Origin of the sequence: Virgibacillus sediminis (assembly GCF_042643265.1) — a bacterium.
Classification (GTDB): Bacteria; Bacillota; Bacilli; order Bacillales; family Amphibacillaceae; genus Virgibacillus_O; species Virgibacillus_O sediminis.
The window spans coordinates 100,828-117,063 of record NZ_JBHRRZ010000001.1 but is presented as its reverse complement, the minus strand read 5'-3'; the positions used below and the strand labels follow the sequence as shown (position 1 = coordinate 117,063).

At 40.5% G+C, this 16,236-nt stretch carries 13 protein-coding genes; 1 reads left to right on the top strand and 12 read right to left on the bottom strand.

Going from position 1 to position 16,236, the window contains the following annotated elements:
• Nucleotides 1–18 precede the first annotated feature (18 nt).
• The 8 genes from ACFODW_RS00600 to ACFODW_RS00565 all read right to left on the bottom strand — a co-directional run bounded on the left by ACFODW_RS00600 (nt 19) and on the right by ACFODW_RS00565 (nt 8,259).
• Nucleotides 19–282: a spore coat protein CotJB gene (locus tag ACFODW_RS00600; RefSeq protein ID WP_390301337.1), complete on the bottom strand. Its 264-nt coding sequence runs from the start codon at nt 280–282 to the stop codon at nt 19–21.
• A complete protein-coding gene (locus ACFODW_RS00595; protein ID WP_390301334.1) occupies nt 275–508 on the bottom strand; it encodes a spore coat associated protein CotJA in 234 nt (77 codons plus the stop codon). Before ACFODW_RS00595 ends, ACFODW_RS00600 begins: the two co-directional genes overlap by 8 nt.
• Nucleotides 509–762: 254 nt before the next feature.
• Complete coding sequence (locus tag ACFODW_RS00590; RefSeq protein ID WP_390301331.1) at nt 763–2,124, bottom strand: DUF2254 domain-containing protein; 1,362 nt, start codon at nt 2,122–2,124, stop codon at nt 763–765.
• Nucleotides 2,125–2,411: 287 nt separating this feature from the next.
• Complete coding sequence (locus ACFODW_RS00585) at nt 2,412–3,902, bottom strand: MFS transporter (RefSeq protein ID WP_390301328.1); 1,491 nt, start codon at nt 3,900–3,902, stop codon at nt 2,412–2,414.
• A 544-nt stretch (nt 3,903–4,446) separates the two neighbouring features.
• On the bottom strand, nt 4,447–5,481 hold the full coding sequence (locus ACFODW_RS00580) for a zinc-binding dehydrogenase (protein ID WP_390301325.1): 1,035 nt from the start codon (nt 5,479–5,481) through the stop codon (nt 4,447–4,449).
• A gap of 211 nt (nt 5,482–5,692) precedes the next feature.
• Nucleotides 5,693–6,370 carry a hypothetical protein gene (locus ACFODW_RS00575; RefSeq protein WP_390301322.1) on the bottom strand — a complete coding sequence of 226 codons (678 nt, stop codon included), beginning with the start codon at nt 6,368–6,370 and terminating at the stop codon, nt 5,693–5,695.
• 3 nt (nt 6,371–6,373) lie between these two features.
• Nucleotides 6,374–7,327 (bottom strand): flavin-containing monooxygenase, encoded by a 954-nt coding sequence (locus ACFODW_RS00570; protein WP_390301319.1) that lies wholly within the window; start codon nt 7,325–7,327, stop codon nt 6,374–6,376.
• Nucleotides 7,324–8,259: an alpha/beta hydrolase gene (locus ACFODW_RS00565; protein WP_390301316.1), complete on the bottom strand. Its 936-nt coding sequence runs from the start codon at nt 8,257–8,259 to the stop codon at nt 7,324–7,326. The genes ACFODW_RS00570 and ACFODW_RS00565 overlap by 4 nt, the downstream gene beginning before the upstream one ends.
• 136 nt (nt 8,260–8,395) lie before the next feature.
• Here ACFODW_RS00565 and ACFODW_RS00560 point away from each other — a divergent pair, with 136 nt between their 5' ends.
• Entirely contained in the window at nt 8,396–9,085 is a 690-nt protein-coding gene (locus tag ACFODW_RS00560; protein ID WP_390301313.1) for a response regulator transcription factor, read from the top strand.
• 628 nt (nt 9,086–9,713) lie between these two features.
• Here ACFODW_RS00560 and ACFODW_RS00555 read toward each other — a convergent pair.
• The 4 genes from ACFODW_RS00555 to ACFODW_RS00540 form a co-directional block, all read right to left on the bottom strand.
• Nucleotides 9,714–10,907: a DUF4317 domain-containing protein gene (locus ACFODW_RS00555; RefSeq protein WP_390301310.1), complete on the bottom strand. Its 1,194-nt coding sequence runs from the start codon at nt 10,905–10,907 to the stop codon at nt 9,714–9,716.
• Between the two features lie 392 nt (nt 10,908–11,299).
• A complete protein-coding gene (gene metE, locus ACFODW_RS00550; RefSeq protein ID WP_390301306.1) occupies nt 11,300–13,597 on the bottom strand; it encodes a 5-methyltetrahydropteroyltriglutamate--homocysteine S-methyltransferase in 2,298 nt (765 codons plus the stop codon).
• A 35-nt stretch (nt 13,598–13,632) separates the two neighbouring features.
• Nucleotides 13,633–15,489, bottom strand: a complete 1,857-nt coding sequence (locus ACFODW_RS00545) for a bifunctional homocysteine S-methyltransferase/methylenetetrahydrofolate reductase (protein WP_390301303.1) — start codon at nt 15,487–15,489, stop codon at nt 13,633–13,635.
• A 662-nt stretch (nt 15,490–16,151) separates the two neighbouring features.
• Nucleotides 16,152–16,205 (bottom strand): hypothetical protein, encoded by a 54-nt coding sequence (locus ACFODW_RS00540; protein WP_390301545.1) that lies wholly within the window; start codon nt 16,203–16,205, stop codon nt 16,152–16,154.
• Nucleotides 16,206–16,236: the final 31 nt, after the last annotated feature.

The following is a 16,236-nucleotide window of genomic DNA, read 5'->3' as shown; positions in this document are numbered from 1 at the left end:
AATCTCTAAACCAAATGTTTACACTTGCCAAGGCCACGGAGAATCATCCCAATTCCAGGGATAATTGGAAAAGCTTTTCCCGAAGTGCATAAGCGGTCCAAAACGTTTTTCAAAATGAATTTTTAACTCCATGCTTTTCTTTGAAAGGTTATTAAATTGTTCAATAGCCTTATAATCATTCGGATGGGTATCCAGATACAAATTTAATTCAAGTACAACGAAGTCATTTGCCTGAATTTCCTCTAGGAGTCGGTAATATTCAGGAGGCATTTGCTTACTCATTTTTCTCACCCCGTAAGTGTGGATTAGGATCAGGATAAGGACTAAAAAGTTGTGGCCAAAGTGTTCCACAGTATAATGCTTCTTTCGCGGTTTTATATTGTTCTAGTCCCTGGGGCTGAAATCCCATATAGAGTTGTGGAGGTGTGGAATAACTTTTTACTCGCATTGGTTTGCATGGATCAAACGGGCTGACATAAGGCTCCCAGTACTTAAACTGTGTAAACATATATGAATCCTCCCTTCTTTTGAATGGCAACCCTAATACATATGTTGATATTTACAGATCTATACATCCCTAACGCCAAAAGCTTTCCTCTGTTCAAATAACACACCAGACAGTGAAAAAGCGTTCCTGCATGTACCAGAAACGCCCCGTCGGGATAAATAGTTCTTAATTTGAAAGTTTCTTTTTATGTGCGTTTTACTTCATGTTAAGTTGGTAACTCTAACATTCTAAACTCTTCATTGACCTTCAGTTGGTTAAGGAGCAGAATGAACCTTGTAAGCACTCTTCGAATTGACCCGCTGCAGCATATATTCAAGCAGGAAAAGATAATCCTTCTGGTTGTCTGTGTTTTTAGCAAGCTCGGATAATTGCTCTAAAATATACAAGCAGTCATTTTCATATAGGCTATAGTTATCAAATCCAAAAATGGTCTGGCGGGCAAATTCCCATAAATCTTGATGTACCTCCCTATCCATCGTTTTACTCAGCAGAGACACCATCGTTATAAGCTCCGTTATAACTATTGAGTTTTGGTTAGCATACTCACGAATGGATGCGAATCCCTTATGAAGATAATATTGAAAATCCTTTTGGTTTAAGATGACACGAAGCTTCTGCTCCTGGTCAAAAAGGTAGGGAGAGAAGTTCGTAGACTGGCCGATCTTTTTGAGCAAATCAGCAATTTGATGAATCGTATTTGTAACCGTAAGAGGGTCGTTATGACCGAAAGCCTTGATGGCTACTTCGGCAAGCTTTATCAATCCATACTCCAGATCTTGAATTTCTGTTTGTTTAATCCCAATCTCAATGGACCTGTAATACCGCTCAGGATTAATGGTTTCTCCATATTCCCAATAAGTCAGCAACGGTGTTCCTTCTACTACAAATTCTCCGATACGTACCTCGAACCTTAGGAGGCTGTCGTCTCTTTTCGCCTGCTTAATCAGTCTGGAAAAATCAGCGACTTGAAGATAACCTGATTGTCTGGCCTTTATAACTTCTCCATCAGACTCAAGGGGGAGGGACTCCCTATTCACCTCTCCCTCACGGACGTAAGGCCTCAATTCTTTTTCGAGAGAAGCTTGCACCTGTTTCGACTTTGCATTCATATTAAAGCTAATATTATGAACCTGCATCCAAGTGGTTGTATGGTTGATAAAATAAATAAAAGTCACAGCAGCTGTAATAGCTGTCAGGATTGATAAGATCGGTGTCGCAAAAATATACTCTTCTTCTTCATGTGTAACGTATAAGAAGTTTAACAGCACATATATAAAGCTCCCATTAAAAATACCGAGAACGTGTTGTGTCGCTCGATCACTGACAAAGTTTACAAGCATTTTGGAAGAGAACTGCCCGCTGAACGTCGTCAGGGCGACGAGCAGGGAATTAATTGTAAAAGCGCTCAAGGTGAGCACCCCTCCTACCAGTGCACTCAAAAGCACTTGAAGGGTCTGTCCGCTGAAACCGATTGCGGCTGGCAGGTATAAACTGACATCAACCACATAATCAAGGTAAAAGGTTAAAGCGGATAGACCAATCGCTCCAACTATATACCAAAGAGGCATAAACCAAAGCGTTGATTTTAATTCACTCTTCCGCTGACGTCTCGACATTTTAAAATATTTCTTGATATAGTAAAAGAGCCCCATATGATCACCATTCTTAAAGTTTTAAATTCTTCTTATTCCTACCCCGAAAAAGAAGTAAACTAACCTAAATCTAGATGTTTCCATCAAAATTAGGAAAAATGTCAGAAGTTTCCTGAGCTCCTGAACCCAAGATTTGGATAAGAACGCTTAGGAAGAGTTGGATAAAGCAAAAGGCCGGGATGATAACGTCCCAGCCTCACTGATTATTTTGGCACTCTACCCTATATGAAGAAAAGATTATTTTTACGACATTATTCAGGATCTGGAAGTGTAATCTGATTCTTGGACACAAGTAGTTTCTTAACATCTGAAATTTCTTCTTGTATCTCATGCATTCTCCTGCCATTCAACTCGTAAAATTTCATCGCTAGCAGTGACGCTACCCATCCGAATATAGGGAAGCCAAATTGGAAAGCCAACGTCATGATTAGCAGTGAGGATGTCAACTCCTCACCTACCTGCGGGAAAACTTCTTTAAATCCAATAGATGCTAATAAAAACCCAACAATGGTCGTTGCTAAGGAAGAAACTAACTTATCAACAAAAGAAAAGATGGTACTAATCATTCCCGGTATATACCTGCCTGTAATATGGGTTTCGTAATCCGAAGTATCAGCAATCATAGGGATGATCATATTCCCCGTTAATCCAGCAAACCCCATTCCTAGACCATATAATGCAAGAAATAGAAATGTACTCAGCCCCATATCGGTAAGAGAAATTGTTTCCGGATCTATAATCATCAACAATCCCAGGACACCAGCGAAACAAAGAAGCGCTGCCCAAGTCCCATACACAAAAATCCTTTTCATACCTGATTTCCTAGCTATCCCAATTCCAATGTATGTAATCAGCAAAGTAGGAAGGATGGTGATCATTTGGATTGTTCCGCTTAATGCATAATTCCCTATTAGGATGCCAAAAAACATAACTGGAACAGCAGGCTGCCTTAGGATACTATTAGCAAGCTTGTCCGTGGAGGCTGCAATTACGAGCATTTGGAGAGGTCGATTTCTTTTAATTACAGGCCAATATTCGCTGAACTTTGTCTTCACTGATTTTTCGGCAAAACCAAAGAATTCGAGACGATCTTTATTCCATATGCCAATTACAGCAAAAATTGTAAATATTGCTCCAGTTACTACCCCATACGTTACTAACTCAGTAAATAAAGCTTCTGAAAATTCCCCTCCGTATTTCGGAACTAGATAAGACGCAAGAACGACCTGCCCACCAACAAAAATAATGGTTGTAAACGTTGCATCAAAGGCTGAAAAAAGCGGACGTTGTTTGGGATCATTGGTCAATACTGTTTGAGCAGCTCTTGTACAAACTGCTTGAAAGGTATAACCGATAATATGGATTGCATACATGCAAATAAAAAACACCATACGTAATCCTTCAGGCAAGTGATGGGTTACCATAAACATAATGATAGTTGAAATAGCAAGGATAATATTCCCTAACACCATAAAAGGTCTAAATTTCCCAAACCTTGTATTCGTACGATCAACAATATATCCTATAATCGGATCTGTGATACCATCAAAAACCCGTAAGGCAGTTAGAATTGTACTTACAACCACAACCGCTAGTCCAGCAACACCAGTTGCATAATAGGAAACTAATCCAAGTAAAAAGAAATATAGGTTTGTTGCTGCATTATTAAGTGAGAAAAAGCCGATCTGCCAAATGTTTGATCTGTGAATAAATTGTCCCTCTTGAGTGGTTGCTTCCGACATCTTAACACCTCTCTTCGTTTACTATGCTTTTTAGTATTGCCTTTCACCAGCATAGTATCCGAAACAGGTGATAAAGTATGACCTAGGACTACATGAAAGATATGGTATAGTTTTCACATAAAAATTACATGGAAAGCCCAGGGTTAATTTCTTCTGGGCCAAATAATATTTCAAATTTTACTTTAAATTTAAGAACAGCTACGCTATACCAATACCATTTACATGGCAAAAGTAGTGAATCCATATTGATGTAGTTATGTATACCTTGATTAATACTTAATTGTTACTTTGTGAACAATGTGTCCTTTACGTAACATAAAAAATTAAAAGAAGCCTCCCAAAAAGTGCGCTGCACTCATGAAAAGCCTCCGTTAATTTGCCTTATGTTAGCAAAACCTTTCTAACTTTACTGATAAATCAGGTATGTCAACACTAAACCTAAATAAATGGAAGAAACTTAGATGAATAACGACACTATAAAAACCCAAAAATCTTTACACTCCCGATTGTCTTTAATCTTCTATTTTTGTAAAAATATGGAGGATCAACTATAATCTGTTACAACAAAAGTACCGGTCGTTTTAAAATCACTCATATCTTTAAAAATTCTTTCTACCTCAGAAAGTTTAATATGGCCTGAAACCATTTTGCTTGGGTCTAATTTTCCTGTGGCCACCTGTTCCAAAAGGGATGGGAAACGGAATGCCGGAATGCCAAGTGTTGTTATAAATGACTTTTCACTTATAACCATCTCATCAATGGGGATCGGTATAAAACCTCCCTCTTTTTTGGTAGTAACCCCAACCTGCAGATGGCGTCCCCCTTTTCTCAAGCTATTGATACCGTTCAGACACGTTTCTGTGATCCCAAGAGCATCTACGGACACATCAGCACCGCCTTTTGTCAGTTCTTTAACAGCTTCCACTGGGTTAAGATGCTTGCTATTAATAACGCTGTCAGCACCCAGTTTCTTTGCAAGCTCAAGATTTCCTTCATTTATATCAACACCTATTACATATGCTCCCATGGAAGAAGCAATCTGAATCGTAGAGAGCCCGATCCCACCACACCCGTAAACTACCACTTTTTCACCTGGTAGTACATTTACACGATCGACTATACCATGATAGGCAGTCATAAAACGGCATCCGAGTGCTGCGGCATCGGCATAGTTCAAGCTTTCTGGAAGATGAATCGCGTTACGATCCCCCTTTGGAACACCTACATATTCTCCATATCCACCTTGATAAGCAGTACCCGGAACGAGAAAGGATTCACACAAGTGAGTATTCCCAGCAATACAATGCGGGCAAGTTCCGTCACTGCCTGAAAACGGAACAATTACACGGTCACCTCGCTTAAAATTCTTTACATTGCTGCCAACTTCCTCTACAATCCCAGCAAATTCATGACCAATAATCGGCTGAATAATTCCGTGATCACCGACCCATACATGCCAGTCACTACGACAAACACCGTTCGCCATTGTTTTTATTAGAATACCATCCTGATCAATTTCTGGTGGCGGAACTTCTTTAACAACGGCCTTCTTGACGTCCTCTATAACTAATGCCTTCATAAAATCCCCCTTTGATTATGAATTAATTGATTACTTAAATACACTTCACGGGTTTACCCGTGAAGTGCCACTCCGCATTCCATGCCTACTTTATGTGCTTTCCGAAGATCTTTGTACCGATGCCATCCCTTAAATCATAAATGGTCTGATTCGCTTATTGTATTCGCTGTCATTTAAGGAGCCTTCATTTATCAAATTTTATTATCATAGATTATATCTTTTGTCCGGTAAGACTGTTTAAGGAGAAACCTTTATAGGAATTAGCTGCAACATCATCACATATTTTGCGGTATGGCCCAACTCCTCCAAGGTAAATTGGAAAGCCACGTGGCTTACCGTTCACATTCGCGCCCGTGTACCAGGAATCGGTCTGGACGAAAAGAGTTTTCTCTGCTACTTCGCGGCAATGTTGGCTCCAATTGTCCTCAGCTTCGGCTTCCGCTTCAGATACAGCCATTCTGTGTTCATCCATATAAGCAATGAAATCATGAATCCATTCTACATGCTGCTCGATGGATATCGGCATATTGGTCAAAACTGAGGGGCTCTCTGGACCAGTAATGGTAAACATATTAGGGAATCCATTTATTGCGAGTCCAAGATAGGTTTTAACAGAAGATCCGCCTGACCACTTATCATAAAGACTTATACCATCCCGGCCTCGAATGTCCATTTTTAACAGGGTACCAGTCATCGCATCATAGCCTGTCGCAAACACGATAATATCTAGTTCATATTCCTCAGCGCTAGTCTTTATTCCTTTTTCCGTGATTTCCTTAATTGGATGTGCTTTGGCATCAATTAATGAGACATTATCCCGGTTATAAGTCTCGTAATAATCGGTGTCTAAAACTGGCCGCTTCGTTCCAAAATAGTATGTCGGCTTCAACTTCTAAGCAAGTTCTGGATCTTCGACAATCTCACCGATTTTATCCCGGATGAATCTGCATACGGATTCATTGGCCTCGGCATTCACCATAAAATCGTTGTAGGTGTTGAGCAGATATAGACTGCCTTTTTCCCAGGCCTTTTCAAAAATCTCCTTCCTCTTTTGTGGAGGGTCCTCCAATGCGGAACGCTCTCCTGGTGGAATGGCCAAACCTGAATTAGAATGCCGCATCGTTTTGCGTAGATTTTCAAAATCCCCTTTTACCCGATCGTTAAATGTTTTATCATAAGGATGATTATTGGCCGGAATACTGTATTGAGGGGTCCGCTGAAAAACCGTTAGGTGTTCGGCCTCCTTAGCTATCACAGGGATCGATTGAATGCCACTGGAGCCTGTACCAATAATACCGACCCGTTTGCCTCGAAAGTCGACACCTTCATGCGGCCAATTTCCGGTATGAAACCAATCTCCGTTAAAGCGATCGATTCCTGGGAACTGCGGCAGATTGGCTGTAGACAGACACCCCACCCCTGTAATAAAGAATTGAGATTGAACGGTTACCCCATCATCAAGCGTGATGTCCCAGGTGTTATAAGTCTCATTGAAATGGGCAGATCGAACCCGTGTACCAAACTCGATATCACGCCGCAAATCAAACCTGTCGGCCACAAAATTCAGGTAGTCCAGAATCTCCGGCTGTGTCGCAAACCGTGATGACCAACTCCATTCCTCGTAAAGTTCTTTTGAAAAGGTATAATTATAATAAATACTCTCGGAATCGCACCGGGCACCTGGATAACGATTCCAGTACCAGACGCCGCCGACATCCTTAGCTGCTTCGTACACCTTCACCGAATAACCCGCCTCACGCAAGAGATACAACATGTAAAGTCCCGAAAAGCCTGCCCCCACCACTACAGCATCATAATCCAGGCTATATTCCGGTTGAACCTTCATAAAGTTGCTCCTTCCTTCAAAAATTGATCAATACGTTCCACCGTCTTTTTAATCCGGTCGGCAAAAAAGGCCATATTCGTAAAATAACCATGGACCAACCCTTTTTCACAAACATACGTCACATCAACCCCAGCCTCCTTCAGCCTTTTCGCATACGCCTCGCCCTCATCTCTGAGGACATCATTTTCGGCCGTCGCCACAAAGGCAGGCGGCAATTCTGAGAGTTCCGATGCTTTCAATGGAGCTACATACGGGTTTGCCCGATCTTCATCCCCACGAATATAATGATTCCCAAACCATATCATCAATTCCCGGTCCAACCCGTATCCTTCTTTAAATTGTTGATATGATGGTGTGTCATACCCTAAATCTGTCACCGGATAAATCAGCAGTTGCGATTTTATCCCGGTGTCCCCGTTCTCCTTCGCCTTCAGAGCCACTGCTGTTGCCAAATTTCCGCCAGCACTATCGCCTCCAACGACGATATTGTTCTTGATTCCATTTATGATCTTGCTATTTTTCCGTACCCATTGATACGCGGCATAGGCATCATTTAATGGAGTCGGAAAAGGATATTCCGGTGATAGTCGGTAATCAACACTGATAACAACATGCTCTGTATGATTAGCAAGTAGCCGGCAAGTCGCATCGGCAGTTTCCAGATCGCCAAGCACCCAGCCACCTCCGTGATAATAAACTAGAATTGGAAATGGTCCCTGTCCAGCTGGGGTATACACCCTGGCATTGATGCTTGCGCCATCGCCAACCGGTATTGTCCGATCGTCCACTTTCGCTACAGGCGCTAATTCCACTTCCACCGGTGGGGCCTGTGCCATCATTTCTCTTACACTTGGTGGGTCCATTTTATAAAATGCCGGCATTTGAGTAAACGCTTTCAAATATTCCTTTGCACTTTCATCTAAATGTTTCAAAAAACCACCCCTTCATGGAATCAATGTCAATAGGCTTAGTTTTAATGAATGCCTTGTAAATACTTTATAATATTGTTTATAATTAGTATATTCCCACAATTTAATTAGGCCTATCCCCTAAATAGGAGGTATTAAGATGTCATCAGCTACTACCATTCTAGGAAGCGTTCAGGAATTAGAGAAGATAAACTCGCATGAGGGGCAGCTACAGCAAGCACTAAAATCCTATGTAGGCTTATTTCCTGTCACCAATGGTTATTTGTTCAGGTATTCGTCTCTAGGCTATTTAGCTGAAGGAATAATTGTTATTGAAGATAATCAGCTTTACAGCGCCAGCTCTATCCGTGATGATATCCGCTCGATTCCCGGAATCCACACAGCCATTTATGAGCGGCAAGCCAAATATTACACTGGAGACGAGTACCTTAGTCAAATGGGTACTAAGTACATTTTTACTACTACAGCGGGACTTGTTGTACCCATCAGTACCAACAATATTGTCGTTGGCTATATCATTAGCACTACCTTCAAAAATAATTATCGCATTGACACCAATATGCTTGCTTCTCTCACCTTCTATGGACAAACCCTCGGTAAAGCTCTTTATCATTCTAGGAGTATACAACATTCGAATCTGTTAAGCAGACGGGAAATGGAAGTAATGAAAATGATTGCTAATGGTGATAGCACCAAGGAAATGGCTGACGACTTAGACATCAGCGAATTGACTATCAACCAATATGTTAAAACAGCAATACGGAAGCTCGGAGCGAGAAACCGTACACAAGCAGTTGCTGAATTATTTCGTAAAGGAATATTGACTTAAAAGTGAATGGGCAATGACTAATGTTAACCCTATCTTATGGCAGATTCCTGACAGCCGAAAAAAACGGAGTGACTAATATCCGGCAAAACAGGAACCATTAGGATCCCACCGAAAATATGATCCTACTACCGGAACAATCATAGATAAGTATTTTTAAAGGGATGCCCTCCCTTTTTAGACTGCATGCATTCTTCGTATGTATGTTTTATCATGGATAACCCTGAATCACTCTATGAAGTGCCTTAAAGATTTAGATCCCAACATAGAAGGAGCCAAAATTGGATGGGTCGTTCCCTCCTATATGGATATCAACTCTAGTGAACACCTCTAGCACTAGACCATTGAACATTTTCCTGTCTTTTAGTGATGATTCAAGAGCGCTAATAGAAAAATATACACCAATCCCCGGGACGCTATAACGCTCCGGGGTTTTTATATAATTGGAACCAGCTCCTCGTATTAGAGATCCTAAAGATATCATTTTAAAATATCCAACACGACTTTTCTGTTCATCATCGGTTCTTCGCGTGGTGGAAGTTTTATGCCCTATTTGCTTAGGCTAACACAACTATTCAGGGTCAAGTGACTAGAATAGACGGCGGTGAGTTCAGTAAATTGCTTTCGCACCTCATTCGCCTTCTTCCGGCGATTTTTGAAATAGAGCTTCCGGAATCATTTCAAAGCCTTCGATTACAGTATTTTCTTCCACTTCCATCATTAAGAAACGTTTACCATTTAAAAGGATATGGCGCACGTGGCTTAAATCTTGCGGGCTGATGGAAATATTTGCGATTTTCGTTTCGATTTTTATTGATTTTGAGTTATACTTCGGTACAATGTTGTTGGCTTTAAACTCATACTTCTCGTTGTCAACGACTGTCTTAAAAGCAGACGACACCTTATCCGTGTTAACATCTTCAATGCCACTGCTTGAAAGAACGTTCTCCACATCTTTAACGTCCAAAGTTGGGCGATCATCTTCTTCATTTTCTTCCGCTACCCGGTTTATCTCTTCATAGACATTCGCAAGTGTTGTTGTGTTGAGTTTTTGGTCACCCGCTACGTTCTTCACAATTTCCTCGAAGACCAATTTATCTTGGGCAGCAGTCATGATTTCTTCCGCGTTCAGAACGTCTTCAATAAAATGATAATCCGGTTCATTTTTCTTTCCTGCCGAATAAAGCACATGGTTGACGTCTGAGGCATTATCCGTGATTGATGGAAATAAGAATCCTGACATCGGTGCTTTCAGATTGATAATTGGGTCCACGACAATATTATATTTAAATTCTCTTTCGACATAGTCAAACAGCAGCTCTTTTTTAGGATCCTGTGTTTTATTCATGCTGCATAAGATGAAGGGATGCGAATAAACGGTGTCGCGGCCACTTTCTTCCGATTCCTCGCTTTTTCGCTTCGTTGGTTTCATGTGTTCCCCATGGATAAAGGTAATGACTACATCCATTTCATATTGTTTATTCAAAAGCATCTTCTCGACCAGCTTGAGCATTTGCCCTTTCCATTCTTCTGTATCATTGCTTAACAGACCCTGGTGGAGTATAAGCTGGCTATTCTGTTCCACTTCACGCTGAAACTTCAATTCAAAAAGTTTCTCATCCAGTTGGCCGGAGAGCACTTTTTTAAAGTTTTCCAAAAACAATTCCTGCTGCTCCTGTTCCAGGAATTCAAACGGCATACTTTGATGGTGGTAGATTTCGCTCGATTCTTTCATAATATACACGTTAAAAATATCATGTATGGTTAATAAATCATTATCTACTTTGAATTGTTTTCGGATGTTTGCAATATCTTTTTTATCCATAACTGTTCCACTCCTATGCTGGTAGTCAGTCTGTTTTTTGTACACACATTCTCTTATTCTACCATAGAGTCATACGCTTTTTCAGCGGATTTTGAACGAGCTATTCAATATGATATGTCAAAGGCCAAGACTTCTTGCTGCCGAAGGTCTTAGACAACTATGAACGTATACTAAGGAATTCAAACTAATTCATCACCTTCAAGAGCAACCCTCTGGTCATTCTTACTGTTTCCTCATACAGACATTATTCTTTTTTGCTCTAAATAAAGTTTATCTATACTCAGCAAGGGAAACAACTTGGCCTCTCCTGTATACAGGTTTCCTGCGAACCGAGCAAACCAGAAAAAGCCTGCACTATAATGGGTGCAGGCTTTTCCCCTTTAGAATGATGTCTATTTCTTCTGCAATACTTCCTGGCGAACATCCTCTGCCGCTTTAACCATTTCTCTCAAAGCACCAATGGTTTCCGCTTCATTCCTCGTCTTCAAACCGCAATCTGGGTTGATCCAGAACTGCTTTGGTGAAATTACCTTCAATGCTCGATGGATGTTTTGTTTCATTTCCTCTTTATCTGGAATCCGCGGGCTATGAATATCATAGACACCAAGACCGATTTCTTTATCGTACGTATTTTCTTCAAAAGTGGAAATGATGTCTCCATGACTCCTGGATGTTTCAATCGAAATCACGTCTGCATCTAGCCCATCAATCGTTTCATAAATATGATGAAACTCTGAGTAACACATATGTGTATGGATTTGTGTATGATCATCAACAGATGATGTTGTTAAACGGAAGGCATATACAGCGGCATCCAGATATGCTTTCCATTTCTTCTTATCAAGTGGCAGACCTTCTCTTAAAGCTGGTTCATCAACTTGGATGATTTGAATTCCTTCATTCTCTAAAGTTTCCACTTCTTCCCTTAAAGCAACTGCAATTTGGTTTTGGATGGTGTAACGCGGTACATCCTCATTGACAAATGACCAATTTAAAATCGTAACTGGACCTGTCAGCATGCCCTTTACTGGCTGATCGGTTAAAGACTGGGCATATACCGTCTCTTTGACTGTCATCGGCTTATCAAAGGACACATCACCAAATATAAGTGGCGGTTTCACACAACGGGAACCATATGATTGCACCCAGCCAAATTTTGTTACACCAAATCCGTTTAGTTTTTCACCGAAATATTCCACCATGTCCGTGCGCTCAAATTCCCCATGTACCAGTACATCCAATCCTAATTCTTCCTGGATTTTAATCCATTTTTCAATTTTCCCTTTAATAAATGCGTCATATTGTTCGTTTGATATTTCACCTTTACGCCATTTTGTCCGTGTTCTTCTTTCCTCAAAAGTTTGTGGTAAGCTTCCAATGGTCGTTGTCGGAAGAATTGGCAAATGTAGACCTTCTTGTTGCTCCTTGATTCGGTCTCTAAACGGCAAACCGCGTTCCACCGCTGAAGTTCCAGACGATTCAAATTCTTTTAGCGCTTGACGGACACGCTCATTTCTTCGATTTGTTTTCTCGTTAAAATGATTTAAATCTGCTCGGTTTTCCTCCAATTGTTTTTGAATGCTAGCTTTTCCTTGTTGCAATCCTTTGGTTAAAACGGCAATTTCCTCCAGCTTTTCATCTGCAAAAGCTAAACCAGCCTTAATTCCGGAATCAAGTTGTTCCTCCAACTTTTTCGTCACCGGAACATGCAACAAGGAAGTAGATGGCTGAACAATAATTGGATTTTCCCCTAGATAATCTTGAACTTCATTTAATAGACTCAACTTTTCTTCTAGATTTGCTTTCCATACATTACGCCCATTAATCAACCCACAACCTAGTGTTTTATCTTTTGGAAAACCATATTCTCTAAGTAACGTTAATGAATCCCCTTGGATAAAGTCCATCCCAATGGCTTCCACTGGAAAAGACGTTACCTCTTTATAATTTACAATATGCTCAAAGTAAGTTTGTAAAATAATTTTCAAATTTGGTGCAGCTTGAAGAAATGTCTCATATACTTTTTTAGCCTGAGCTAATACCTCTTCAGACAATTTAGTTCCAAAGATAGGCTCATCGATTTGGACCCAAGTTGCTCCCGCATCTTCTAACTCTTTTAGAATTTGCACATATAGCGGGAGAAATTTATCTAGTAAGCTGGAAAAATCCCCTTCATCATATCCTTTTGCTAGTTTTAAATACGTAATGGGTCCCACAATAACCGGCTTCCCATCGATATTCAACTTTTCTTTTGCTTCCTTGTAATAGGTTAATGGGCGATTTTCCGTGAGTTCTGGCTGAACAGACTGTAATTCCGGAACGATGTAATGATAGTTTGTGTTAAACCATTTGGTCATTTCTGAAGCAACAGCATGTTGATTCCCACGAGCAACGGCGAAATACGTATCGAGATCGACTTTTCCTCCTTCATAGTTAAAACGTTCTGGAATAACACCAAACATTGCCGAAGTATCCAGTACATGATCATATAGAGAGAAATCTCCAACTGGGATCAGATCAATCCCATTTTCCTTTTGCTTCTTTAAATTTTTTAAACGGATTTGATCAGTTCTTTCGGTTAATTCCTTTTCAGTTATTTCCTTCTTCCAAAAAGCCTCCAATGCTCTTTTCCATTCTCTTTGCTCCCCAATTCTTGGATATCCTAAATTTGAACTGATTACATTTTTCATTTTTCTACCTCCTGAAGTTTTATATAAAAGCTATGTTATCTAGTTTCCGAAGCGACTAACCTCTCATCCAAATGGACCTTATCCCGTGTATATTTAACCAGCTGTGCTGTCATGTTATACCGCATAAATGGTGTCACGAAATAAATTCCATGGAAGTACTCAATCGCGGTATCAATTAATTCTTCAGCTATTTCGAGTCCAATTTGAGCGGAGTGTTCTTTATCCCCTTCAACTGCCTTCATCTTTTTCCGAACATTATCCGTCAGCTTAATGCCTGGCACTTCATTGTGAAGAAATTCGGCATTGCGTGACGATGTAAGCGGCATGATTCCAATGTATATCGGCTGTTCAATATGCTTGGTTGCTTCATATAATTCCTTGATTTTTTCCGGGCTATAGATTGGTTGCGTTAAAAAGTAATCCGCACCACAATCTATTTTCTTTTCCATTCGTTTAACTGCTGCATCAATCCTTGCTACATTCGGATTAAAGGCAGCACCGACATGGAAATTTGTTGCTTTTTTCAGCGATTTTCCCGAAAACGAAATTCCTTTATTCAGTTTCTTTATCATTTTGATTAAGTCAAAGGATGTGACATCAAAAACCGATGTTGCTCCTGGAAAATCGCCAATTTTGGTTGGATCTCCTGTAATCGCTAATATTTCATGAATTCCATCGGTATCCAGCCCCATCAAGTGCGATTGCAGTCCAATTAAGTTGCGGTCCCGGCATGTTAAGTGTACGAGTGGCTTGACTCCCGATTCCCTCCAGATTTTTGTGGCAACTACCGAATTGGATATTCGCGGGGTCGCCAGCGAATTGTCTGCCAGTGTGATTGCATCAACACCTGCCTCTTTTAACTCGTGGACCCCTTTCATATACTCCGTTGTATCCAAATGTTTTGGTGCATCCAGCTCAACGATAATGCTATGCCTCTTTTTCGCAATATCTTTTAAAGAAGCTTCCTCTCTCCCCTGCGTTTCCTTGATTTCTATTGGTGTTTCTTTCGGGACAACTTTTTTTTCCCTCAATGGGGTTAAGTCTCGTACACCTTCTGCTAATGCTTCCACATGTTTCGGTGTCGTACCGCAACATCCACCTAGGAGTCTGACACCTTCATCACGAAACTCTCTTGCACATGCCCTGAAATAATCTGGTTCATTTTCATAAACTAATTTTCCCTCGTGATAACTAGGCAGGCTTGCATTGGGATATGCTGCAAGGTAAGCATTTTTCGGCAATGGAACGTTTTTTAAGGACTCAATCATATGAAAGGGACCAAGCCGGCAATTGATCCCAACCACATTTGCTCCTAGATCTTCTAATTCTTTCAGTGCATCGGCTAATGGAACACCGTTTTGCAGAATCCCTGCCTCATGCATCGAAACATTGGCAATAATCGGGATATCCGTTTCGTTCCTTGCTATTTTTAAAACGGTCCGCAATTCCTCTAAATCATAATACGTTTCTAACATCAGCCCATCGACATTTTCCAAAAGCAAACAATATAATTGCTCCCGGAAACTTCTTTTAATCTCTTCCTTTGATGCTTGATTAGACCTTGTTCCATGGATGCCACCAATTGTTCCTAACACAAAAACATTTTTTTCGGATGCAGCTTGCTTGGCGATTTGGATAGCCTTTGTGTTAATCTCCTTTACCTTATCTTCCAGTCCAAAACGCGCCAGTTTCACATAATTCGCCCCATAGGTATTGGTTTGAATGAGATTGGAACCTGCATTAATATAAGCCGTATGAATATGAGCAATTTGTTCTTCATGTGTAAGGTTCAATTCTTCAAAACATTGATCGATACCGTAAGAGTAAAGTAATGTTCCCATCGCACCGTCGCCAATTAGAAATCCTTTCTCCAGTTCCGTCAGTAAATCCATGTACTCATACCACTCCTTTCATTTCTGCTGGCAGCTGAGAATTAACCCCATTATTCGAATATTCATATTTGTCTACCTGATATGTACATCGTAACATAGTCCAACCGCTATAACGTAACGGTTATAACTAATAACCCGTTATAACTACAGGCTATATCAAATAGGAATGCAAATGCCCATCGCCCTTCACTCATAGAGGCAGGCGACGGGCTCTCAGGCGAATGAAAAGCGCATTGTGGAAGAAGTAGTTTTGTTGAAGAGGGTTATTGTTAATCGCTTATTGTTGGTATTTATGACTTTGGATGGGTGATTATTAGAGATTGTTTTGGTTCATTATCCTGCCAGTTATTTTAAGTATATTGATTTACATTTTCAGTCATCTTAACATAATAATCCATGCGCCCAGGGGTGATATCAGAATAATACGGTTCTTTCTTATGCAAATGAACCATCTTCTTGTTTATGGAAAGATACAAACATCTATGAGGTTTTCATTCCCAGCCAATATAGGGTATAATAAGAATATAATCATTGCACAAAATAAAAAGAGGCCGCTAGTGCGGACACACTAGCGGTCATGTACAACAGCCCTTCAAGGGGGCGGCTCACTATAGAGTAGTTGGAAATAATCACCCTAATCGCTTGCCAGGCTTAAGGGGTGGTTATTTTTTATGACTCGATTGAATCGTAACCATCAATGTCCCAAAGGAAATCATCAGAACCAACGATTCAAATACCGTCATGAGG

Excerpts from the sequence above, each read along its gene's own strand:
- ACFODW_RS00600 (WP_390301337.1), bottom strand. The coding sequence starts at position 282 with ATGAGTAAGCAAATGCCTCCTGAATATTACCGACTCCTAGAGGAAATT.
- ACFODW_RS00595 (WP_390301334.1), bottom strand. The coding sequence starts at position 508 with ATGTTTACACAGTTTAAGTACTGGGAGCCTTATGTCAGCCCGTTTGAT.
- ACFODW_RS00590 (WP_390301331.1), bottom strand. The coding sequence starts at position 2,124 with ATGTCGAGACGTCAGCGGAAGAGTGAATTAAAATCAACGCTTTGGTTT.
- ACFODW_RS00585 (WP_390301328.1), bottom strand. The coding sequence starts at position 3,902 with ATGTCGGAAGCAACCACTCAAGAGGGACAATTTATTCACAGATCAAAC.
- ACFODW_RS00580 (WP_390301325.1), bottom strand. The coding sequence starts at position 5,481 with ATGAAGGCATTAGTTATAGAGGACGTCAAGAAGGCCGTTGTTAAAGAA.
- ACFODW_RS00570 (WP_390301319.1), bottom strand. The coding sequence starts at position 7,327 with ATGAAGGTTCAACCGGAATATAGCCTGGATTATGATGCTGTAGTGGTG.
- ACFODW_RS00560 (WP_390301313.1), top strand. The coding sequence starts at position 8,396 with ATGTCATCAGCTACTACCATTCTAGGAAGCGTTCAGGAATTAGAGAAG.
- ACFODW_RS00555 (WP_390301310.1), bottom strand. The coding sequence starts at position 10,907 with ATGGATAAAAAAGATATTGCAAACATCCGAAAACAATTCAAAGTAGAT.
- metE (WP_390301306.1), bottom strand. The coding sequence starts at position 13,597 with ATGAAAAATGTAATCAGTTCAAATTTAGGATATCCAAGAATTGGGGAG.
- ACFODW_RS00545 (WP_390301303.1), bottom strand. The coding sequence starts at position 15,489 with ATGGATTTACTGACGGAACTGGAGAAAGGATTTCTAATTGGCGACGGT.